Genomic DNA, 21,494 nt, shown 5'->3' with positions numbered 1-21,494 from the left:
CGGATCTCCGCCCGTGCTTAGCCGGGTCGCTAGGGAATGGCAGACATGCGCACGAAACTGAGCACTTGCGGGCGCAAGCTGCGCTTCGCCACGGCGCCGGAGGCAACCGCCGCGGCGCAGCGCTCGGGCATGGACCTCAGAGTATATCGCTGTGACCGCTGCCGCCAGTTTCACCTGACAAGCCGAATCAAGGGGAAGTGGGTTTCCCCTCGATCCAGGGCCGGGCTGGGCTGACGCGCAAGCGGTCCGGGTGTCAGGCGACCTGGTGCGCAGGCGCTCCATGGGCGACCAGAATGCCATCACGCCCGGCGATCGCGCCCGTGCCCCGGCGCGCCCGCTTCGCCGCGTAAAGCGCCGTATCGGCCGCCTTCATCAGCGAAGGGCGATCCGCGTGCGCGGCATCCCGGACGCAGGCACCGATCGTCGCCGATACCGTGATCCCCTCATGCGGGTCGGCGCCCTCGCCATAGACGGTGTGGCGAAGATCGGTGAGCAACTGCTCGATCCCCTGTGCCAGCCGCTCGGCCGCATGGCTGCCACGCAGCATGACCACGAATTCGTCGCCGCCCAGCCGGGCCGCAAGGAAATCACCCAGATGATCGGCCGCGGTTAGCTTGGCAGCCATCACGCGCAGCACCTCGTCGCCCGCTGGATGGCCGAGCCGATCGTTAACCTCCTTGAAGCGATCGAGATCGATAATCGCCACGGCGAGCGCGGAGGCGCGCGCCGGCGTGCTGGCGAGCGCCTCGTCCAAGGTTTCGTTGAATGCCCGGCGACTGGCCAGCCCGGTGAGTTCGTCCGTCAGCGCGAATTCGCGCAGCCGCCGCTCAACCTTATAGCGTTCGGTGATGTCCTGCATCACACCGATGACCGCCATCACCTGACGATCGCGGATCTCGGCCTCTCCCATCAGCCGGATGCGGCGAAGCTTCCCCTTGGCGTTGATCAGGTCGACTTCGAGATCCCACGGCTGGCCGGTATTGGCGCACGCGGCGAGTGCCCCCTCCACCTTCGCTCGGTCAGCGGGTGGATAGTGGAGGAGTGCCTTTTCCAGTTCAGGCTTTCCGACGGGCGGCATCTGGTGGATGGCATAGGTCTGGGCCGACCAGTGCGTCTCGTTGTTCGTCAGGTCGAGCCGCCACGAGCCGATGCGCGCCATACGCTCCGCCTGCTGCAGGATCCGCTGTGCGCGTTCGCTCTCGATCAGCGCCTCCTGCCGGGATAGAGCGAGCTTCAGGCTTTCGGAACGGGCGCGGCGTGCCTCCAGAATACCTTCGATGACGCCGGCAAAGCCCTTCAGAAGCTCCAGCTTTTCCGGGGTGAATTCCAGCAGCCGATCGTCCGCGACGCACAAGGTGCCGATAGGCAGGCGCCGAGCGTCCGGCGAGGTGCCGTGGCGAAGCGGGATGCCGGCGTAGGAGCGAATGTGCGGCGGTCCGGTCACCACCGGGCTGGAGGCAAATAGCGGGTCGGCCAGCGTGTCGGGAATGACCAGCATGTCATCGGCCGCGATCGCATATTGGCAGATCGAGACTTCGCGCGGGGTTTCCGGGATGCTGAAGCCGCACCGCGCCTTGAACCATTGCCGGTTTGCATCAACCAGCGACACGAACGCCATACGCGAGTCAAAGATGTGCCGGGCGCCTTGAACGATCGCCTCGAATTCCGCTTCGGGCGGGGTATCCAGCACCTCCAGCGAACGCAGCGCCTCGAGGCGTTCCTCTTCATGGATCGGGAACATCGCGCCACCATGCGCCGCCAAGCGTTAGATCCAGGTTAACGTGCCGGCGTGCGATCCTTAGCGGAGCGGTTTTTTCTCCAGCTTTCGCGCCAAGGTGCGCCGGTGCATGCCAAGGCGCCGCGCCGTTTCCGAGATGTTGAACCCGGTTTCGGCCAACGTTTCGTTGATCCGTTCCCATTCCAGCGTCTTGATGGAAGTGCTGCGCCCCTCGATCGGAACGTCGACGTCGCCTTCGGCCGCCTTGCTGAACGCGGCCTCGATATCGTCGGTGTTCGACGGCTTGGCGAGATAATGACAGGCGCCCAGCTTGATGGCCTCAACGGCCGTCGCAATGCTGGCAAAGCCGGTGAGCACCACAATCAGCATGGCGGGATCGGATGCGTGCAGCCGTTCGACGCAGGCAAGACCCGACGCGTTGCCGAGCTTCAGATCGACCACCGCGAAGCCGGGGCGCGCCTCTTCCAGTAGCGCTTCCATCTCGGCCGGACCGTGCGCCAGCCAGACGCGATAGCCGCGCCGCTCAAACGAGCGCTGCAGCGTGCGTGCGAAGGTCTCGTCATCCTCGACGATCAGGATCCGGCGTTCCTCGGTCATCGCTTCCTCCGACAGGCTCTCGTGGGCGGCCCTAGCGCCTGGATTTCGCAAGGGGGAGGACGAGCCGCACGTCGGCGCCGCCCTCCGGCCGGTTCATCGCCGCCAGCCGACCGCCCAGCCGACGCGCGACGTTGCTGGCCAGGAAAAGGCCGACGCCGTGGCCCGCGCCCTTGCCGGAATGGTAAAGCTTGCCGACCCCGGCGAGTTCACTTTCCGTGAAGCCGCGGCCGTCATCGATCACCTTTATGGTCAATTCGTCGGCATCGCAGGTGGCGACCAGCGCAGCGCCACCGGGGGATGCCTCCGCGGCATTGTCGAGCAGGTTCCACACCGCCTGCCGCAATGACGGACCGGCCACCACCGCCGCATCGCCAAGGCCCTGTAGATCGACGGTCAGCGGGCCGCTGGCCAATGTGGTGCGCCATTCCTCCACGATATCGCGGAGGAAGGCGCGTGCGCCGACGCTCTGCATCGCTTCGCCGCGCGGCTCGCCGGCGGAATGGAGAATGTCGGTCACGATCGCCTTGCAGCGTTCCACCTCCGCCTGCATTTCCGCCAGCTCACCGGCGAGTTCGGGATCCTGAGCGATCTTTGGCAGGCGGCGCCAGTCGCTGAGGATCACGGCGAGCGAGGCGAGTGGGGTGCCGAGTTCGTGCGCCGCCCCGCTGGCGAACAGGCCGATGCGCACGATGCCGTCCTCCTCCGCCGCGCGTTGCCGCAGATCGGCGAGAAAGGCGTCGCGAGCACGCAGATTGCGGCTGATGCGCGTGACGAACATGGCAAGGAGAGTGCCGCTGAGCACGAAGCTGAGCCAAGCGCCGAGCGCGTTGAGGTCGCCGATGAGCGGCTCAATATTTGGCGGATAGGCGAGCGGGCGACTATCCGCCGCGAGACCGGCATAACAAACGGTGGTCAGGACCACGAGCACCCACACCGACCAGCTTTCCAGCAGGATCGCGCCAAGCACCACCTGGATCAGGTAGAGCGACACGAACGGATTGGTGGCCCCGCCGCTGAGCGACAGTTGCGCGGTCAAGGAACCGACGTCGAACAGCAGCCCCAGCATCAGTTCTACGTTGGTGACGCGATCCCGGCTCAGCAGCACGAAGCTGATGATGTTGGCGAACGCCTGAAGCGCGACCACCACCATCATCGGGAATAGCGGCAGTTTCACGCCCAGCAGGAAATGAACCACCAGGATGGTGATCAGCTGTCCCGCCACCGCCATCCAGCGCAGCTGCAGCAGCTGACGCATGTTTTCGGCAGCGGTGGAATCGCGCGAGGAGCCGGCCTGCGCGGCGGATCGTCGTGTGAGCGCGAGAAGGGGCGAATCCATCATCGTCCCCTGCCACGGGCTCGGAACACCATCACCGCGCCACCAATGCTGAGCAGCGCCAGCGCGAACCAGGTGATGGCGTAGGACAGGTGATTGTTGCGAAAGGCGATCACCGTCAGGCCGCCAATCGGATAGCCGCCGGGATTGGGCGCGGCGTCTGCATCGATGAAGAAGGGCACGATCGGGTCGAGGTCGCGCGCCCGCGCAATGGCGGCCACATCGCGGGAAAACCAGCGGTTCGCGGCGGGGTCGTTGCTGCGGAGAAAGGCGCCGCCCGGTTCCGAGGCGCGGATGAGCCCAGTAATGGTGACGCGCTCGTCCCGCTGCGCGGCCGACCGCATCGCAGGCTCACGGCGTGTGTCGGGCACGAAGCCGCGATTGACGAGGATCAGCGGGTGGCCGGTGGCGCGGCGGGAGGCCAGTGCCGGGTCGGTCAGACGCAGCGGTGTCAACACCCACCAGCCGGGCCCATGGACGGTCACGGCCTGCACCAAGGTTTCGCGATCGTGGAGGAAGCGCCCGGTGAGGCGCACGCGCCGATACGCCAGATCACCGTGCCATTCGGACGGTGGGGGAAGGGGAGACGGGGCGGCGTGGACCCGCGTCTCCACCTTGTCGATCAGATCAAGTTTCCAAGCGCGCCGATCGACCTGCCAGAACCCGAGAGCCGTGAAGAGCGCCGCCAGCGTCAGGCAGACGCCGGCAAACGCGTAACGTCTCATCACATGCCCATGCCGTCCATAGGCATCATGTTGCTGTTGAGGTGGAACATGATCCACAGCGATCCCGCGATCACGATCGCTATGATGATGACCGTGAAGATAAAGGCGAGCAGCGTCCAGCCGCCCTCCGCCCGCGGGTTGAGGTGCAGGAAGAAGAAGGTGTGGACGATGATCTGCACGAAGGCGAGCGCGACGACGATGATGGCCGTTGCCTGCACGCTGGCGAGCGCGCCCGTCATGACCAGCCAGAAGGGCACCGCCGTCAGCACCGCCGACAGGAGAAAGCCGATCACATAACCGCGGCGGGAGCCATGGCCGTGGCCGCCGTCGGGCGCCGGCGCATGATGGTGGTCGTCGGCATGACCGTGGCCGTGCGTATCGGCGTGGGCGTGGGGAGCGCTCATCGCAGGACTCCGAGCAGATAGACAAAGGTGAAGACGCCGATCCAGACGACATCCAGCAGGTGCCAGAACATGCTGAGGCACATCAGGCGGCGGCGATTCTCCATGATCAGGCCGCGCTGTCCGAGCTGGACCAGCATGACGAGAATCCAGATCAGGCCGCTGAACACGTGCAGGCCGTGGGTTCCGACCAGGGTGAAGAAGCCGGACAGGAAGGCGCTGCGCATCGGCGTAGCGCCTTCGTGGACCAGCTCGATGAATTCATAGAGCTCGATGCCGATGAACGCCGCGCCGAACAGGCCGGTGATGGCGAGCCACAGCTGGGTGCCGCGGACATTACCCTGTTCCATCGCGATCATTGCCATGCCGCAGGTGATCGAGGAGATCAGCAGCATCGCGGTGTTCAGCGCGACCAGCGACAGATCGAAGATCTGGGCAGGGGCGGGCCCCCCCGCATAGCTGGTGCTGAGCACGCCATAGGTGGCGAAGAGGGTCGCGAAGATGAGCGCGTCGCTCATCAGGTAGATCCAGAAGCCCAGCATCGTTCCGCCGGAGCTGTGGTCGTGGTGATCAGCCTCCGTCTGGTAGAAGATGGGCGGGGCGGCATCCGCCCCGGCCGTGTGGTTCGCTTCGTCCGCGGTGGGAGAAAGAGTCGTCATGTCAGGCCCCCGCCAGCGCGTGCTTGCGTTCGGTCGCGGCCACTTCATCGGCCGGGATGTGATAATCGCGGTTGTAGTTGAACGTGTGGGCGATGCCATAGCCGATCATGGCGACGAAGCTCGCGGCGGCCAGCCACCACATGTACCACACCATCGCGAAGCCGAGCACGGCGGCCAGCGCCGACAGGATCACGCCCGCGCCGGTGTTGCGCGGCATGTGGATCGGCATGAAGCCGCTGTCCGGTGCCTTGGAACCACGCTCCTTCATGTTGTGCCACGCATCCAGATCGTGCACGACGGGCGTGAAGGCGAAATTGTACGCCGGCGGGGGCGAGCTGGTCGCCCATTCCAGCGTGCGGCCGTTCCACGGATCGTTGCCGACGCGCAGCTTGTCGCGGTTCATGATGCTGACGCCGATCTGGATGACGAAGCCGGCGATACCTACCGCGATGATCGCCACGCCGATCGCGGCAATGATGAACAACGGCTGGAGCGTCGCATCGTCCAGGTGGCGCAGGCGGCGCGTGACGCCCATCAGACCGGCAACGTACATCGGCGTCCAGGCGACCCAATAGCCGATCACCCAGCCCCAGAAGTGAACTCGGCCCCAGAACGGATCGAGCTTGAAGCCGAAGGCCTTGGGCCACCAATAATCGATTGCGGCAAACAGGCCGAACACGACGCCACCGATGATCACGTTGTGGAAGTGCGCGACGAGGAACAGCGAGTTGTGCAGCACGAAATCGGCCGGCGGGATCGCAAGCATCACGCCCGTCATGCCGCCCACCACGAAAGTGAGCATGAAGGCAACGACCCACTGCATCGGCAGCTCGAAGCGGATGCGGCCGCGGTACATGGTGAACAGCCAGTTGAAAATCTTCGCACCCGTCGGGATGGAGATGACCATCGTGGCGATGCCGAAGAAGCTGTTGACGCTGGCGCCCGATCCCATGGTGAAGAAGTGGTGGAGCCAAACCAGGTAGCTCAGGATCGTGATGACGACCGTGGCATAGACCATCGAGGAATAGCCGAACAGCCGCTTGCCGGTGAAGGTCGAGGTGATCTCCGAGTAGATGCCGAACACCGGGAGAACCAGCACGTACACTTCCGGGTGACCCCAAATCCACACCAGATTCCAATACATCATCGGGTTGCCGCCGAGATCATTGGTGAAGAAGTTGGTGCCGACGTAGCGATCCAGCATCAGCATCGCGAAGGCGGCGGTGAGGACCGGGAAGATGGCAATGACGAGCACGTTGCTGCACAGCGCCGTCCAACAGAACACCGGCAGCTTCATCATGGTCATGCCCGGCGCGCGCATTTTGATGACCGTGACGACCATGTTGATGCCCGACAGGGTGGTGCCGATGCCGGCGATTTGCAGCGCCCACAAGTAATAATCAGGCCCGGTATCGGGGCTGTTCTGCAGGTTGGTGACGGGCACGTAGTTGAGCCAGCCGCCACGGCTGAACTCGCCGATGAACAGCGACACCATCACCAGCGCGGCACCAGCTACCGTGAGCCAGAAGCTGAAGTTGTTGAGGAAGGGGAAGGCCACGTCGCGCGCGCCGATCTGTAGCGGCATCACATAATTGATGATGCCCACGACCAGCGGGATCGCGACGAAGAAGATCATGATCGTCCCGTGCGCGGTAAAGATCTGATCATAATGGTGTGCGTTCAGATACCCTTCGTTCGCACCGAAGGAGACGGCCTGCTGGGCGCGCATCATGATCGCATCGGCAAAGCCGCGCAGGAGCATGATGATGCCCAGGATGATATACATGATGCCGATCTTCTTGTGGTCCACGCTGGTGAACCATTCGGTCCACAGGTAGCCCCAGAGCCGGTATTTGGTGACGGCACCGACGATGCCGAGGCCGATCACCACCACGCCGATAAAGGTCGCGATCAGGATCGGCTCATGGATCGGGAAGGATTCGAAACTGAGGCGACCGAAGATCGTCTTCAGAACGGTTTCGTTGAACATCGGAAGGCTCCGGCGGCTCAGCCGCGCACCGCGCGGGCATGGCCCGGCATGGCTGGCAGAGAGAGGAACGAAAGGTCGCGATTGCGGGGCGAATCAGGGTCAGTGGCGCCTGGCGCACCCGGCTGGCGCGGCTTGGAATTGTGCGGCACGGGCGTGATTTCGTCCGTGTCCTTCATCAGCCCGCCCTCCGGTTTCTCGCGCGGCAGGGTCTGGCGGCCGGCCGGCATGCCCTCGCCAGCCTTCATCGGATGCGGATCGCCGCCGCCGCCCGCCGCATGGTCACGCGCCATGATCTCGCTCATGCACGGCGTGCCGGGGGTGACGCAGCGTTCATAGGCGCGCTGGAACAGTGTCGGCTCCACATTGGCGAAGTGCATGACCGGCACCTGCTCGCTCGGCTTTTCAAGCTTCAGGTAGTTGGCGGTATCGAGCGACTGACCGCGGCCCTTCACCTCGCCAACCCAGCGCGCGAAGCTTGCGTCGTCGAGCCCGCGCAGGCGAAAGCGCATGTAGGAGAAGCCTGCGCCCGAATAATTGGCGGACATGCCCTCAAACTCGCCCGGCCGGTTCAGCACCGCGTGAAGCGTGCTGCGCATACCGGGCATCGTATAGATCATGCCGGCGAGCGTGGGCGCATAGAAGGTGTTCATCATGTTGCTGGACGTCATGTCGAAGCGGACCTGCCGGTCGACCGGCAGCGCAAGCTCGTTCACCGTGGCGATGCCGAGCTCGGGATAGATGAACAGCCACTTCCAATCGAGCGAGACTACCTGAACCAGCAGCGGCTTTTCGCGCGGATCGACCGCTTTGGTCGCCGAAATGCGGTTCAGCGGACGGAAGGGATCAAGGAGGTGGGTGCTGGACCAGGTGAGCGCGCCCAGCGCGATGATGATCAGGAGCGGTGCCGACCAGATGACGAGTTCAAGCGACGTCGAGTGATCGAAATGCGGATCATAGGTCGCGTCCTTGTTGCCCGCGCGATAACGCCAGGCGAACACGACAGTCAGGATCATCACCGGCACGATGATGAGCAGCATCAACCCGACCGATGCATAGATCAGGTTGCGTTGCTGCAGTGCGACGTCGCCAGCCGGGTCGAGCACGGCGCCCTGGCAACCGGCGACAAACAGCAGGAGCGGAATCGATGCCGCACGGGCAAGCCGTGCCAGCGGGGCGGGATGGTCGGGCATATGAAACGCTCCTAGGCCGAGTCCGCGAGGCGCTACATTGGACAATTTGTCCAATCCCGTCACTAGCGCACCTCCGGCACAGGAGTGTAGTAATGAACCCCGACGCGGGCCAACCATTATTGCACGGCGGATCGCCGCGGGAGCATGACGAATGACTGCATCGACCAGCACGGCGGACTCGACCGCCCTTGAGCGCGACGCACGGCTGGTAAATGCCCGCCATAAGGAAATCGCCCCTGGTGAAATCGCGATCGGCGTGATCATCGGTCGCACGAGCGAGTTCTTCGACTTCTTCGTCTATGCGCTCGCCTCCGTGCTGGTGTTTCCCAAGGTGGTGTTTCCCTATGTCGATGCCGTGACGGGGACGCTGTATTCGTTTGCGATCTTCGCCTTGGCGTTCCTCGCGCGGCCGTTCGGCACCTTGCTGTTCATGTGGGTTGACCGGGTTCATGGCCGTGGCACCAAGCTGACCATCGCATTGTTCCTGCTGGGCGGATCGACCATGGCCGTCGCATTGCTGCCGAGCTACGCTCAGGTGGGCACGCTGTCGGCACTGCTGCTTGCGCTGTTCCGCATCGGGCAGGGCGTGGCGCTGGGGGGCGCGTGGGACGGGCTGCCGTCGCTGCTATCGCTCAACGCGCCGGAGGAAAAGCGTGGCTGGTACGCCATGATCCCCCAGCTCGGCGCGCCGCTGGGTTTGCTGGTGGCATCGTGCCTGTTCGCCTATTTTCTCGCGATCCTGACGCCGCAGGACTTTCTGAGCTGGGGCTGGCGCTATCCTTTCTTCGTGGTGCTGGCGATCAACGTCGTGGCGCTGTTTGCCCGGCTGCGACTCGTCGCAACGCCGGAGTTCGAACGCCTCTTCGAGAGCCGGGAGCTTCAGCCCTCGCCGGCATTTGCGACCATGTTCCGCGAGCGTCGCACCATCGTATTGGGCGCGTTCGCGCCGCTCGCCAGCTTCGCGCTGTTCCATCTCGTCACCGTGTTCCCGCTGTCCTGGGTAACGCTCTATGCGCAGGAGGAGCCGGTGCGATTTCTCGGCATCGAGGCGCTGGGCGCAGTGATCGGTCTGCTCGCCATCCTGGCTTCCGGTGTTATCGCCGACCGCGTGGGGCGGCGTGCGGTGCTGGGCGTCTCGGCGGCGCTGATCGCGGTCTATAGCGGCTTCGCGCCGCGCCTGCTGGGCGCCGGCGAAGTGGGTGAGGCGATCTACATGCTGGGCGGTTTCGTGCTGCTGGGTCTGGCATTTGGCCAATCCTCTGGCGCGGTGAACAGCAACTTCCCGCCGGAGAGCCGCTACACCGGTGCCGCGATCGTCGCCAATGCCGCCTGGGTGATCGGTGCAGGCTTCGCGCCGCTGGTGGCGCTGTTCCTCGCCAGCCGATTCGGCCTGTGGTCGGTCGGGCTGTATCTGCTGTCGGGCGCGATCTGCACGCTGGGCGCGCTGGGTATCAACAAGGAATTCGCGCGGCGCGCAGCCTGATTTCGGCCCGCGCCGGGCGTCTACCCACGCTAAGTACCGAAAACGCCGCCATTTCGAAGCTAAGAGGGCGTTGCATCGCGCGCTGCCTTGCGCCACCGCTGGACGATTAGACCGGCGGTGGAGGGTAGATGACTCGGCGTGCGATCCTTCACATCGGACCGCCCAAGACAGGAACCAGCGCGATTCAGGCGTCGCTGAGCCACAACCGGTCAGCTTTGGCGCGTTTCGGCCTCCTTTATCCCGGCACCGGCCGCGACCACAGCGCGACCTTGCTGGCGCTCTTTCGCGGGCGTGCGCAAGATTACATCCGTGCGCGGAAACGCACCGTACCGTCCGGCACGTCACCCATCTCGGCCAAGCAGTTTGCCGCGGTGCAGGAGCAGCTTCGCGGACGCGACTGGCATACGCTGATCCTTTCGACCGAGCTGATGTACGGGTTGAAACCGCCCGTGATGAAGCAGATCAAGGAATGGCTGGACCAATATGTCGACAGCTATCAGCTGGTCGCTGTGGTGCGCGACCCGGTCGACTGGGCAGTCAGCTACACGCAGCAGCGGTTCAAGCGCGAGGGCGACGTTGACACCTTGCTTGCCCAACCAAGGGCGATGCGCTTGCAACGCACCTTTCAGCGCTGGGAGGAGGTGCTTGGCCCGGGGCAGCACCAAATTCTGGCGTTCGAGGAGCTGACTGCCGATCCGGCGGGCATGGGTGCGGCGTTCTTGACCCGCCTCGGTCTGGAGAGTGCCGCCGCGGCGCTGTCGCAGGAGGTCGTCGCGCGAAATGAGTCGCTGAGTTGGGAAGCGGCCATGATGATGGCCGAACTGAACACGCGCCGCCCGTTCTTCTTGGAGGGCAAGCGGAGCGGCGCACGCAGTGGCGCCGAGCTTGGCGCCTTTACAGGGATCAGGGGCCAGCGTTTCGACCTGCCGGACGCGACGCGCCGCCAGATCTTCGACGAGACCCGCGAAGACATCGCATGGGTGGGCGAGCGGTTCGGAATCACCCGATATAATTATCCGGTCACGGATTTGCGTCCGTCGTCAAACCCGGCCGGCTTCTCTCCGGAATTCATCACCGCTGTAGGCGAGCGAATGGCCGACATGGCCAATGAGATCCGCATCCAGCGGGGATTGTTGCAGATCGCCGAACTGCGGCTGGAAGGGCGCATCGGCGAGGCGGAGCGGGCGCGCCGCCGGCTTGAGGCGATGTTTCCGGACGAATCGCGCTTTCATGACGAGCCTGAGGATGACAACGCCGTTGTCCGCTGGGCGGCCGAATGACCGCACGGTAGCGAAAGCGCCGAACGGTCAGTCAGCACCCATCCTGGCGCCGACGTGGCGCGTGCCGCGAGCCTGGGCCAGCGCCTCCTGGCGGTGACGCTCGGCAAGGCGCGCGCGCTTCTCGTCGTTGAGATCAGCGTGACAGGCCGGGCAGCTCACGCCCTCCTCGTATAACGGCGAGGCGCGATCCTCCGGCCCTACCGGCCGGCGACAGGCACGGCACAGGACATGGCTGCCCGGCTGAAGATCGGGGGTGACCGCAACGCGCTCGTCGAAGACGAAGCATTCGCCGCTCCAGCGGCTTTCCGCGGCGGGCACCTTCTCCAGATAGTTCAGGATGCCGCCCTGAAGATGATAGACCTCTTCCACGCCTTCGGCCTTCAGAAATGCCGTCGATTTCTCACAGCGGATGCCGCCGGTGCAGAACATCGCGACCTTCTTGCCTTCGGCCAGCAGCCGATCGCGGTTGGCGCGGAACCAGTCGGGAAAGTCTCGAAAGCTCTTTGTCGCCGGATCGATCGCGCCGGGGAAGGTGCCGATGGCGACCTCGTAATCGTTGCGCGTGTCGATCAGCACCGTGTCGGGCCGCGCGATCAGCGCGTTCCAATCCTCCGGCGCGACATAGGTGCCGGCATTGCTGAGCGGATCGAGGCCAGGCTGGCCCATCGTCACGATCTCGCGCTTCAGGCGGATCTTCAGCCGATGGAACGGCTCCGCTGAGGCCCAGGCATATTTGACCTCAAGCGCCGCGCAGCCGGGAAGGGTGCGCAGGTGCGCGATCACGACGTCGATGCCCTTCGGCGGACCGGCGATAGTGCCGTTCAGGCCCTCGTGCGCCAGCAACAGGGTGCCCTGCACGCCATGGGAGCGGCACAGCGCCTCGATCGGGCCACGCAGCGCGGCGGGATCGTCAAAACGGGTGAACTGGTAAAGGGCCGCAGTGCGGAAAGGCTGGGTCATGGCAGGCCGGCAGGGGAACGGGAGGGGCGCTCCGAAGAGCGTTGGTAGCCCCCGCCGTTCATCAATGGTGCGGTCGAGAAGACTCGAACTTCCACGTCCTTTCGGACACAACGACCTCAACGTTGCGCGTCTACCAATTCCGCCACGACCGCACGTGATGTCCGCCGGGCTGGGCCGGCGGCTGGCAGGAGCGCGCCCCTAGCAAGGGTTCCGGGAGCTGGCAATGGGCTTTGCCGGTTCCGGGCGAAAAGATTGCGTCTGGACGCAATCTTTTCCGTTCAGCTGCCGCATAGTCCCTCGATCGCCGGCAGCGGTGAGCGATCGCTCAGTCGCCGTCCTCCCCGACGAAGCTGAGCTCCAGCTTCTTCGAACTGGCGGGAACATCCAGCTTCGCCGAGTTGAAATCGATCGCGCTTTTCGGCGCAAGCGTGCGCTGCTGCGGAATGATCGTCCAGGTGAAGACGATGCGATTCTGGGCGTCGCGCAGATCGGCGCGGATGTCCGGCACGCGCTGACGATCGTTGGACGGGTTCAACACCTTGCCGCTGACCGCGAACAGTTCGCTGCCGTTGCTGATCTCGCGCCGCTCAATCGGATTGTCGATCAGTCGAAGTGGCGATTCCTGCGGCCCAAATGACAGGCCGAGCTGGGTGGCGAGGCCGGGCGCACTGGTCCACAGGATGGCGCCGACCGCCACCAGCATTAGCAACGCGGCAAGCACCGCGGCTACCGTCCAGCGTCGCGCGGGATTGACAAGGGGACGCTTGCGGCGCGGCTTTTCGCCGTTCTCCACCGTGGTGGATGAAGCGGGCGGGCTTGGCCACGCCGCGATTGCAGCGCTGGCGGGTGCCATGCCGGGAAACGGCGGCAGCGGCTGTGTCGCAGCGGAGCCGGCTGGATCTGATGCGGCGACGGCTGTCTGCGCGGGCAGATCAGGTGCCGCGGCCTGTTCACCCGCGTTCACGATCACCGACGGAGGCTGTGGCTCCTGGGCCGGCGCTGCCGCGATTGCCTCCGCCGCACGGGCGTCAGGCTCCTGATGCCAGCTGTGGCGACAGTTCGCACAGCGAACCGTGCGCCCCTCCGCACCAATCGCGGTATCGGGCACCAGGTATCGGGTGCGGCATTCGGGACATTCGAGGATCATCGCGCGACGCTACCGGCGGGTGAACAGGAGGGCTGAAGCCATCGCGAATCTAAACACCGCCCTTGCGCTCCATGCAAGCGGAGGTTGAAGCATCGAGGCGCATCGTGCGATGGCACGTGCGGGGCATCAGTGTGTAAAGGACGAACGGCGCCGAAATGGCGAATATCGTGCAGTTCGAGAATGTGGGGCTGCGCTACGGCAACGAGCCGGAAACGCTGTCCGACATCAGCTTCGCGCTGGCGCCGGGATCATTCTATTTCCTGACGGGAGCGAGCGGCGCGGGGAAAACATCCTTGCTGCGCCTGCTGTACCTGTCGCAGCGCCCCAGCCGGGGTATCATCCGCCTGTTCGGCGAGGACGCCGTGACCATGCCGCGCAGCCGCCTGCCGGGCTTCCGCCGGCGGATCGGGGTGGTTTTTCAGGACTTTCGCCTGGTTCCGCACCTGTCGGCGGCGGACAATGTGGCACTGCCGCTGCGCATCGCGGGAATGCCGGAGGCGGAAATTGCGGAGCCGGTGAGCGAGATGCTCGCCTGGGTCGGGCTTCACGATCAGGCGGACGCCAAGCCCGAAACGCTGTCGGGCGGCGAGCAGCAGCGCGTCGCGATCGCTCGGGCGGTGATCGCGCGCCCGGAGATGCTGGTGGCGGACGAGCCGACGGGCAACGTCGATCCGGAGATGGCGGATCGCCTGCTGCTGCTATTCGATTCGCTCAACCGTCTGGGCACCACGGTTGTCGTGGCGACGCACGACATCCAATTGATGCAGCGGGTGTCGGGCGCGCAGATGATGCGACTGGTGAAGGGGAAGCTGCAGGATCCGACGGGCACGCTGCGCCACCCGCCCGCGCGGGAGCCGGTATGAACCCCGTGACGACGGCCCGGGCGGAGCGCACCCGGCGCGTGCTGGACGAGGCGCGCGGCGTGCGGGCGATGGTGTGGATTATCGCCATCATGCTGTTCCTGACGGTGCTCGGCGCCGCGCTGGGGCTGGCGACGCGCAATGCCGCCCATACCCTGGAAGGCCAGTTGGTCGGCCGGGCGACCGTGCAGGTGGTGGCGAGTGATCCGGCCCGCCAGAAGGCAGAGGCGGCACGCGCCCTTTCCACGCTGCGCGCCCTTCCCGAAGTGCGGCGCGCGGTACCAGTCGATCCGGAGGAGCTTGCCGCGCTGCTTCGCCCCTGGCTGGGGGACGACAGCGCCGACCCCGACCTTCCCGTTCCGGCCATGATCGACCTGGAGCTGGCGAGCGAGACCGCCGCCGCCCTTCCGCGGGTTCGGACTGCGTTGACCCGGGTGGCGCCAGCCGCGCGCGTCGACGCGCAGGAGGCGTGGATGGCGCCGGTGGCCGATTTCCTCGACCTGGTCGTGCTGATCGCGCTGGTTCTGGTGATCCTGTTGGCGACTGCGACAGCGGCGGTCGTGGTGCTGGCGGCGCGTGCCGGATTGGACGCGCATCGCCATACGATCGAAGTCATGCACATGCTCGGCTCGACCGATGTGCAGGTGGCGCGGCTGTTCCAGCGCCGCATCGCGCGCGACGCGGGCGTCGGGGCGGCGATCGGCAGCCTTGCGGCGATTGCCATGCTGTTGCTGGTGAGCGCGCAGGCGGCGGAGCTTGGCTCGCAACTGCTGGGGCAGGCCAGCCTCGGGGCGTCGGGCTGGGCGGCGCTTGCTTTGCTGCCTATCGCGTTCGTTCTGCTGGCGGCGCTGGCGGCGCGCTTCACCATCACCCGTGCGCTGGAGTCCGTATTGTGATCGCGCGGCTGATCGGGCTGGCCGCAGTGGCGTGGAGCCTGGGCTTTGCCGCCTTCATGCTGACGCTGGCTCAGCCGGCCGACCCGCAGCTGAAGACCGACGCCATCGTCGTGCCGACCGGGGGACCTGGGCGTATCCCGCGCGGGCTAGCGCTGATCGAGGCGAGAAGTGCCAAACGGATGCTGGTCACCGGCGTGGCGACCGGCCTGCGCAAGGTGGATCTTGCCGCAGCGAACGGCCATGCGGCGGCGATCGCCTGCTGTGTCGATCTGGGACGCGAAGCGGTGGACACCCGCTCCAACGCCGAGGAGACCGGGCGCTGGATGCGCGAACATGGCTACAAGTCCGTCCGGCTGGTCACATCGGACTGGCATATGGCGCGGGCCCGCATGGAAGTGGGGGCGGCCCTGGATGCCGATGTTCGCATCCTGCGTGATGGCGTGCCGGCGGAACAGCGACTGGGGCGCTTGGTGAACGAATATAACAAACTGATCCTGCGCCGGATCGCATTGTGGGCAGGGATTGGCTGATGATGAACTGGCTGCGGACGATCGTGTATCAGATCGTCTTCTACGCTGGATCGGTGCCGATTGTCCTTGGCATCGCGCCGGCTGCGCTCTTTGGCGAGCGGGTGGTGATCCACCATGCGCATCGCTGGGCACGCTATCAGCGCTGGGCGGCGAAGCACATTCTGGGCATCACCACGCGCATCGAGGGGAGCGTGCCGGAAGGGCAGTTTCTTTTCGCCGCCAAGCACCAGGCGATGTACGAGACGACCGAGCTGCAGCTGATCCTGGGCGGCCCGGCGATGGTGCTGAAGCGCGAGCTCGCGCGCATTCCGGTGTGGGGCTGGGCGACGCGCCTATACGGATCCATGGCGGTGGACCGCGAGGCATCGGCAAAGGCGCTGCGCCGGTTGATGACCGAAGGGGCGGCGCTGAGAGCCAAGGGGCGATCGGTGATCGTCTATCCCGAAGGTACGCGCGTGCCGCCTGGCGAAACGCCGCCGCTGCGATCAGGATTTGCCGGACTCTACAAGGCGCTGGACCTGCCTGTCGTTCCGATTGCGCTGGATAGCGGGCGATTACTGCCGAAGAGGGGCGCCAAGCGGCCGGGCGTAGTGACGATGCGCATCGGCGAGGTGATCCCGCCGGGCCTGCCGCGCCGGGAAGCGGAGCGGCGGGTGTGGGAGGCAATCAACGCGCTGGAGCGGGACCCGGCGCGCTGACGAATCCGTGATCGCCGCGCCGGCCGGCAGGACGCTCGCTCATTCGTGCTTGCGGCCGAAGTCGGCCGCGGCATCATCCTGCCCCTGATCGACGATCGATCGGCGGATCGTGCGCGTGCGGGAGAACAGGTCGAAGAGGGTGTCGCCATCGTCCCATCGGATCGCCCGCTGCAAATGCGACAGATCCTCGCTGAAGCGCTGAAGCATCTCCAGCACCGCTTCCTTGTTGGCGAGGAAGACGTCGCGCCACATGGTCGGATCCGACGCGGCGATGCGGGTGAAATCACGGAAGCCGCCGGCGGAAAACTTGATCACTTCCGATTGCGTCACCTCGGCCAGGTCATTCGCTGTGCCGACGATGGTATAGGCGATCAGGTGGGGGAGGTGGCTCGTCACGGCCAGCACGCGATCGTGGTGATCGGGCGCCATGATCTCCACCATGCTCCCCAGACGCCGCCAGAACTCCGCGACCCGTTCGGTAGCGATTGGATCGCCATCCGCCAGCGGCGTGACGATGCACCAGCGGCCATGGAACAGGCTGGCGAAACCGGCCTCCGGGCCGCTTTGCTCCGTGCCGGCGACAGGGTGTGCCGGGACGATTGCGGTGCCGGGCAGGGCGGCGGTAAGCGCGCGAACGACCTCGGCCTTGCAGCTGCCGACGTCGCTAACGATCGCCTCCACCGGCAGATCGGCGGCCATCTCGGCTGCGACATCGCCCATCGCGCCGACCGGCACGCAGAGGATCACCAGTTCCGCGTCGGTAACTGCGGCGCCGAGCGTGTCGGTCACATCGTCCACGATCCCCAGCGCGTCGGCGCGGGCGCGGACATCCGGATCTGCATCGTGCCCGGTGAGGCGCACCGTCGGCATATGCTGCCGCACTGCGCGCGCGACGGAGGAGCCGATCAGGCCGAGGCCGATGATGGTGACGCGGGCAAAGGGAAGCACTTCGAATCTCCGTTTACCCGCTTCGTCGTCATGCCGGGCCTGTCCCGGCATTCACCTTACCGCGTGCGTGTTGGCCAGCGAGTTTGCGGAACGGTGGACCGCGGCACAAGGCCGCGGTGACGCTGTTTGACGTTGTTCGCCAGACTTTGTTACACCGCGCCCGCCATGTCGCGCAGTGCGGTAATCACCCCGCGCGTCTCGCTCTCCGTGCCGATGGTGATGCGCAAGGCCTGCGGCAGACCCTGCCCCGGAAGCCAGCGAACGATATAGCCAGCGTCCATCAGACCCTTGTAGGCCGCCTCAGCCGTCAACTCGCCTTCGAACACCACCAGGACGAAATTGGCCTGGCTTGGAATGGCGCGCAGGCCGGCATTGCCAAGCTTGGCGATTTCTTCGGAGAACCAGGCGCGCCACTTGGCATTGTGTGCAGCGGTGGTGGCGACGAAATCCGTGTCTCCCAGCGCGGCCACGGCCGCCGCCGTGCCGGCGATGGTGATCGAGAACGGCAGGCGGATGCGATGCATCGCCTCGATGATCGCCGGCGCGCCATAGCCCCAGCCGATCCGCTCCGCCGCCAAGCCGTACATCTTGGAGAAGGTGCGGGTGACCAGCACGTTCGAGGCAGATGTGGCCAGCGCCATGCCGCCGTCATCGTCGCCGCCGTCGATATATTCGGCATAAGCGTGATCGAGCACCAGCAGGATGTCGTCGCGCAGCCCGGCGTGCAGCCGCTCAATCTCGGCGCGCGGCACATAGGTGCCGGTGGGGTTGTTCGGATTGGCGACGAAGACGATGCGCGTCCGGTCCGTCACCGCGGCCAGAATCGCGTCCACGTCCGTCGCATAATCCTGATCCGGCGCGATCACTGGAGTCGCCCCGACGCGACGGATCGCGATCGGATAGACCGCAAAGCCATAATTCACGTAAATCGCCTCGTCGCTCGGGCCGGCAAAGGCGCCGGCGGCGAGATGCAGAACTTCGTCCGAACCATTGCCATAGATGATGCGGGCGGGATCAAGGCCGTGCTTGGCGGCAAGCGCCTCGCGCAGTTCGTTGGCGCTGGCGTCCGGATACCGTTCCAGGCTCATCGCAGCGGAGGCGAATGCCTCGCGCGCCTTCGGGCTGGTGCCGAGCGGATTTTCGTTGGACGACAGCTTGGCGACCTTGCGGCCGTCATCAGTCGTAGATCGCCCCGGCACATAGGGGGCGATGTCCATGATCCATGGTTTGGGAACGGGTCCAGTCATGGAGCGGGCGCATAGCGGGGGCCGGCAAGGGTTGGCAACGGCGCGAATTGGAGGCACCGGCCCGGTGCAATGCAGCGCCAGCCTAATCCGGCCAGCCAACGAACGGGACGGTGGGGCGCAGATGCACCGCTTCCCCCGTGCGCCGCACAATGCTAGCGCGCGCCTTATGTCCGCCGACGACCAGCGTTTCGGTCTCCAGCGCCACGTCATCCTGCCAGGCCCGCTGCCGCTAGACGGCGGGGGGCGGCTTGCGCCGGTCGAGATCGCCTATGAAACCTATGGCACGCTTGCGCCCGATCGCAGCAACGCCGTTCTGATCTGCCACGCCCTGACGATGGACCAGCATGTCGCGGGCGCCAATCCGCGGACGGGCAAGCAGGGCTGGTGGACCCAGATGGTGGGGCCAGGCCGCCCCGTCGACACGGATAGGTTCTTCGTGGTGTGTGCCAATGTCATCGGCAGCTGCATGGGATCGTCCGGTCCGGCGACGGTGAACCCGACCACTGGTTCGCCGTTCGGGATGAGCTTTCCCGTCATCACCATCCGCGACATGGTGCGCGCGCAGGCGCTGCTGCTCGATCACCTCGGCATCGAACGGCTGAAGGCGGTGATTGGCGGTTCGATGGGCGGGATGCAGGCGCTGAGCTGGCCGGCGACCTTTCCGGATCGCGTCGAAGCGGTGGTGGTGATCGCGTCGGCGGCACGGCACTCGGCGCAGAACATCGCCTTCCATGAAGTGGGGCGGCAGGCGGTGATGGCTGATCCCAACTGGCGCGGCGGCGAATATTACGGCCATGACGTGCCGGCGGCTGGATTGGCAGTCGCCCGGATGGCGGCGCACATCACCTATCTGTCAGAGGCGGGGCTGACCGAGAAGTTCGGCCGCCGGTTGCAGGCGCGGGAGGCGAAAAGCTTCGGCTTCGATGCGGATTTCCAGGTTGAAAGCTATTTGCGCTACCAGGGCATTGCTTTCGTCGATCGCTTCGATGCCAATTCCTACCTCTATATCACACGGGCGATGGACTATTTCGATCTGGCCGAGGAACATGGCGGGCTGCTTGCCAATGCGTTCCGCCAGACGCGCGCGCGCTTCGCGCTGATCAGTTTCGACACGGACTGGCTTTACCCCACCCGCGAATCGCGCAGCATCGTGCAGGCGCTCAACGCCGCTGGCGCGCCGGTCAGCTTCGTAGAGCTGTCCAGCCCATACGGCCATGACGCGTTTCTGCTCGATTCCCCGGAAATGAACCGGGTGGTAGCTGGCTTCATGGGAACGGCAGCATGACGCTGAGGGCCGATCTGGCCATTATCGCCAATCACGTCGCGGTCGGGAGCCGGGTGCTTGACGTCGGTTGCGGCGACGGCGCGCTGATGGCGGCGCTGCGGGACAGCAAGCAGGCGGACGCGCGCGGGCTGGAGCTGGATCCGCGCAACGTGGCCGGCGCGGTCGGGCGCGGGCTGAGCGTGATCCAGGGGGACGCGGATACGGATCTGGCCGATTATCCCGACCGCAGCTTCGATTATGCGATCCTCAGCCAGACGCTGCAGACCTGCCGCGCACCGGATGCGGTGCTCGATCATCTGCTGCGGATCGGGCGACGGGCGTTTGTCAGCTTTCCGAACTTTGCGCACTGGCGCGTGCGCCTTTCGCTGTTGTGGGGCGGGCGGATGCCGGTGACCCGCCTGCTGCCGGAACGCTGGTACGACACCCCGAACATTCACCATCTGACGGTGGACGATTTCCGCGCGCATCTGCGCGATCGGGGCATCGCAGTGGAGGGCGCTTGGTTTCTCTCAGGGGACAAGCAGACCCGATCAGCGGCGGCCAATTTCCTTGCGGAGCACGCAATCTTCCTTTTGCGTGGAACCGATCGACCTTAATCTGTGTTGCACGGCAACTTATCATGACCAAGACAGCTCTCATCATTGAAGACGAGATCTTCGTTGCGCTGGATCTCGAGCGAATCCTTGTTGACGCCGGATATGAGGTCGCCGCGATTGCTGCCGACAGCGATCAGGCGATCGCGGCGGCGCCGGGTTGCTCCTTCGCCTTTGTCGACATCAATCTTCGCGATGGCGCGACCGGACCGACAATCGCGGAACGGATCGCGCGCGATTACGGTGTGAAGGTCGTCTTCGTTACGGCGAACCCATCGCAGATCGGCATTCCGTCAGAAGCGCTTGGCTATGTACGCAAGCCCTTCAATGACCGCGCGATCCTGGCGGCCGCCGCGCTGGCAAGCGGCGAGCAGGATGTCGTCGCACACGAGGATGTCATTCGGATCGGTGCGCGCGGCTGAACGATGCGGTTGGGACCTCCAGCATCATCTCCAACCCTTCGGGGTGCCAGGTGCGGCGCACATTTCCACCAAGCTGCCGGACGGCGCTGAGCTCGATCAACTGACTGCCGAAACCGGCGGGTCGGGCACCGCTCTCGAGACAGGGGCCGCCACGCTCCAGCCAGTGGATCTGGGCTTGCTCTCCTTGCCGCGCCACGTGGATCGTGATGCGGCCATCGGCGGCGGAAAGCGCGCCATATTTGCTCGCATTGGTGGCAAGCTCGTGGAACAGCAGCGCGAGGGGAGTCGCCGCGCGATCATCGACATGCACGTCCACGCCAGTGATCGTGACGCGCTCTCCGCGATGTGACTGGTACGGGGCCAACAACTCATCCAGCAGGTCGCGCAGGCTGTCCTGGTGCGCGGACGGCCGCGAATTGGTGCTATGCGGGCGGACGAAGTCGTGCGCGCGCCCCAAAGCGGCGATCCGCTCGCGCAAATCGGCGGCGAGCGGCGCCAGGGGCGGGTGGGCG

The 21,494-nt window shown here is 65.5% G+C and carries 22 protein-coding genes and 1 tRNA gene; 9 read left to right on the top strand and 14 right to left on the bottom strand.

Annotated elements, in window-relative coordinates:
- Nucleotides 1-253: 253 nt before the first annotated feature.
- From AX702_RS17245 to cyoA, 8 genes are read right to left on the bottom strand one after another with little or no spacing between them, the layout of a single operon-like run.
- Nucleotides 254-1,741: a diguanylate cyclase domain-containing protein gene (locus tag AX702_RS17245; protein ID WP_082746338.1), complete on the bottom strand. Its 1,488-nt coding sequence runs from the start codon at nt 1,739-1,741 to the stop codon at nt 254-256.
- A gap of 57 nt (nt 1,742-1,798) precedes the next feature.
- Complete coding sequence (locus tag AX702_RS17240) at nt 1,799-2,335, bottom strand: response regulator transcription factor (protein ID WP_066781614.1); 537 nt, start codon at nt 2,333-2,335, stop codon at nt 1,799-1,801.
- A 31-nt stretch (nt 2,336-2,366) separates the two neighbouring features.
- Nucleotides 2,367-3,671, bottom strand: coding sequence for an ATP-binding protein (locus AX702_RS17235; protein ID WP_156455564.1), 1,305 nt, complete (start codon nt 3,669-3,671; stop codon nt 2,367-2,369).
- Nucleotides 3,671-4,393, bottom strand: coding sequence for an SURF1 family protein (locus AX702_RS17230; protein ID WP_066781608.1), 723 nt, complete (start codon nt 4,391-4,393; stop codon nt 3,671-3,673). Before AX702_RS17230 ends, AX702_RS17235 begins: the two co-directional genes overlap by 1 nt.
- Nucleotides 4,393-4,797, bottom strand: a complete 405-nt coding sequence (cyoD, locus tag AX702_RS17225; protein ID WP_066781607.1) for a cytochrome o ubiquinol oxidase subunit IV — start codon at nt 4,795-4,797, stop codon at nt 4,393-4,395. The genes AX702_RS17230 and cyoD overlap by 1 nt, the downstream gene beginning before the upstream one ends.
- Entirely contained in the window at nt 4,794-5,453 is a 660-nt protein-coding gene (gene cyoC / locus AX702_RS17220; protein ID WP_066781634.1) for a cytochrome o ubiquinol oxidase subunit III, read from the bottom strand. The genes cyoD and cyoC overlap by 4 nt, the downstream gene beginning before the upstream one ends.
- A gap of 1 nt (nt 5,454) precedes the next feature.
- A complete protein-coding gene (gene cyoB, locus AX702_RS17215) occupies nt 5,455-7,443 on the bottom strand; it encodes a cytochrome o ubiquinol oxidase subunit I (RefSeq protein WP_066781605.1) in 1,989 nt (662 codons plus the stop codon).
- 17 nt (nt 7,444-7,460) lie between these two features.
- Nucleotides 7,461-8,633, bottom strand: coding sequence for a ubiquinol oxidase subunit II (gene cyoA / locus AX702_RS17210; RefSeq protein WP_066781603.1), 1,173 nt, complete (start codon nt 8,631-8,633; stop codon nt 7,461-7,463).
- Nucleotides 8,634-8,784: 151 nt separating this feature from the next.
- Here cyoA and AX702_RS17205 point away from each other — a divergent pair, with 151 nt between their 5' ends.
- Together AX702_RS17205 and AX702_RS17200 are read left to right on the top strand one after the other, a co-directional pair.
- Nucleotides 8,785-10,116 carry an MFS transporter gene (locus tag AX702_RS17205; protein ID WP_066781602.1) on the top strand — a complete coding sequence of 444 codons (1,332 nt, stop codon included), beginning with the start codon at nt 8,785-8,787 and terminating at the stop codon, nt 10,114-10,116.
- A 128-nt stretch (nt 10,117-10,244) separates the two neighbouring features.
- Nucleotides 10,245-11,396 (top strand): hypothetical protein, encoded by a 1,152-nt coding sequence (locus AX702_RS17200; RefSeq protein WP_066781601.1) that lies wholly within the window; start codon nt 10,245-10,247, stop codon nt 11,394-11,396.
- A 27-nt stretch (nt 11,397-11,423) separates the two neighbouring features.
- On the opposite strand, the gene trhO is transcribed toward AX702_RS17200, so the two are convergent.
- The 3 genes from trhO to AX702_RS17185 form a co-directional block, all read right to left on the bottom strand.
- Nucleotides 11,424-12,356 (bottom strand): oxygen-dependent tRNA uridine(34) hydroxylase TrhO, encoded by a 933-nt coding sequence (gene trhO / locus AX702_RS17195; RefSeq protein WP_066781600.1) that lies wholly within the window; start codon nt 12,354-12,356, stop codon nt 11,424-11,426.
- A 65-nt stretch (nt 12,357-12,421) separates the two neighbouring features.
- A tRNA-Leu gene (locus AX702_RS17190) sits at nt 12,422-12,508 on the bottom strand.
- A 173-nt stretch (nt 12,509-12,681) separates the two neighbouring features.
- Complete coding sequence (locus AX702_RS17185; protein ID WP_066781599.1) at nt 12,682-13,503, bottom strand: zinc-ribbon domain-containing protein; 822 nt, start codon at nt 13,501-13,503, stop codon at nt 12,682-12,684.
- Between the two features lie 155 nt (nt 13,504-13,658).
- Here AX702_RS17185 and ftsE point away from each other — a divergent pair, with 155 nt between their 5' ends.
- The 4 genes from ftsE to AX702_RS17165 are packed head-to-tail and all read left to right on the top strand — an operon-like array spanning nt 13,659 to nt 16,487.
- Nucleotides 13,659-14,366 carry a cell division ATP-binding protein FtsE gene (ftsE, locus tag AX702_RS17180; RefSeq protein ID WP_066781597.1) on the top strand — a complete coding sequence of 236 codons (708 nt, stop codon included), beginning with the start codon at nt 13,659-13,661 and terminating at the stop codon, nt 14,364-14,366.
- The gene (locus tag AX702_RS17175) at nt 14,363-15,259 is read left to right on the top strand and encodes a cell division protein FtsX (RefSeq protein WP_066781594.1); all 897 of its coding nucleotides are present in this window, start codon (nt 14,363-14,365) and stop codon (nt 15,257-15,259) included. Before ftsE ends, AX702_RS17175 begins: the two co-directional genes overlap by 4 nt.
- A complete protein-coding gene (locus AX702_RS17170) occupies nt 15,256-15,789 on the top strand; it encodes a YdcF family protein (RefSeq protein ID WP_066781592.1) in 534 nt (177 codons plus the stop codon). Before AX702_RS17175 ends, AX702_RS17170 begins: the two co-directional genes overlap by 4 nt.
- Nucleotides 15,789-16,487 (top strand): lysophospholipid acyltransferase family protein, encoded by a 699-nt coding sequence (locus AX702_RS17165; protein ID WP_331710421.1) that lies wholly within the window; start codon nt 15,789-15,791, stop codon nt 16,485-16,487. The genes AX702_RS17170 and AX702_RS17165 overlap by 1 nt, the downstream gene beginning before the upstream one ends.
- Before the next feature lie 39 nt (nt 16,488-16,526).
- Here the strand turns inward: AX702_RS17165 and AX702_RS17160 are convergent, their stop codons facing one another.
- Together AX702_RS17160 and hisC are read right to left on the bottom strand one after the other, a co-directional pair.
- Nucleotides 16,527-17,435 carry a prephenate/arogenate dehydrogenase family protein gene (locus AX702_RS17160; protein ID WP_066781590.1) on the bottom strand — a complete coding sequence of 303 codons (909 nt, stop codon included), beginning with the start codon at nt 17,433-17,435 and terminating at the stop codon, nt 16,527-16,529.
- A 149-nt stretch (nt 17,436-17,584) separates the two neighbouring features.
- Nucleotides 17,585-18,682: a histidinol-phosphate transaminase gene (gene hisC, locus AX702_RS17155; protein ID WP_066781588.1), complete on the bottom strand. Its 1,098-nt coding sequence runs from the start codon at nt 18,680-18,682 to the stop codon at nt 17,585-17,587.
- A 166-nt stretch (nt 18,683-18,848) separates the two neighbouring features.
- Here hisC and metX point away from each other — a divergent pair, with 166 nt between their 5' ends.
- Genes metX through AX702_RS17140 form a run of 3 tightly spaced genes read left to right on the top strand, consistent with a single transcriptional unit; the run spans nt 18,849 to nt 20,982 of the window.
- Nucleotides 18,849-19,967: a homoserine O-acetyltransferase MetX gene (gene metX, locus AX702_RS17150; RefSeq protein WP_066781586.1), complete on the top strand. Its 1,119-nt coding sequence runs from the start codon at nt 18,849-18,851 to the stop codon at nt 19,965-19,967.
- Nucleotides 19,964-20,563 carry a methionine biosynthesis protein MetW gene (metW, locus tag AX702_RS17145; RefSeq protein WP_066781584.1) on the top strand — a complete coding sequence of 200 codons (600 nt, stop codon included), beginning with the start codon at nt 19,964-19,966 and terminating at the stop codon, nt 20,561-20,563. Before metX ends, metW begins: the two co-directional genes overlap by 4 nt.
- A gap of 23 nt (nt 20,564-20,586) precedes the next feature.
- The gene (locus tag AX702_RS17140) at nt 20,587-20,982 is read left to right on the top strand and encodes a response regulator (RefSeq protein ID WP_177179175.1); all 396 of its coding nucleotides are present in this window, start codon (nt 20,587-20,589) and stop codon (nt 20,980-20,982) included.
- On the opposite strand, the gene AX702_RS17135 is transcribed toward AX702_RS17140, so the two are convergent.
- A partial coding sequence (locus AX702_RS17135) for a sensor histidine kinase (protein ID WP_197420664.1) occupies nt 20,957-21,494 on the bottom strand: 538 nt, incomplete at its 5' end. The two genes, AX702_RS17140 and AX702_RS17135, sit on opposite strands and share 26 nt — an antisense overlap.

Origin of the sequence: Sphingomonas sp. CCH5-D11 (genome assembly GCF_001557395.1) — a bacterium.
Classification (GTDB): domain Bacteria; phylum Pseudomonadota; class Alphaproteobacteria; order Sphingomonadales; family Sphingomonadaceae; genus Sphingomonas.
The sequence above is the reverse complement of the archived record's forward strand: the minus strand, read 5'-3'. Positions and strand labels throughout refer to the sequence as shown.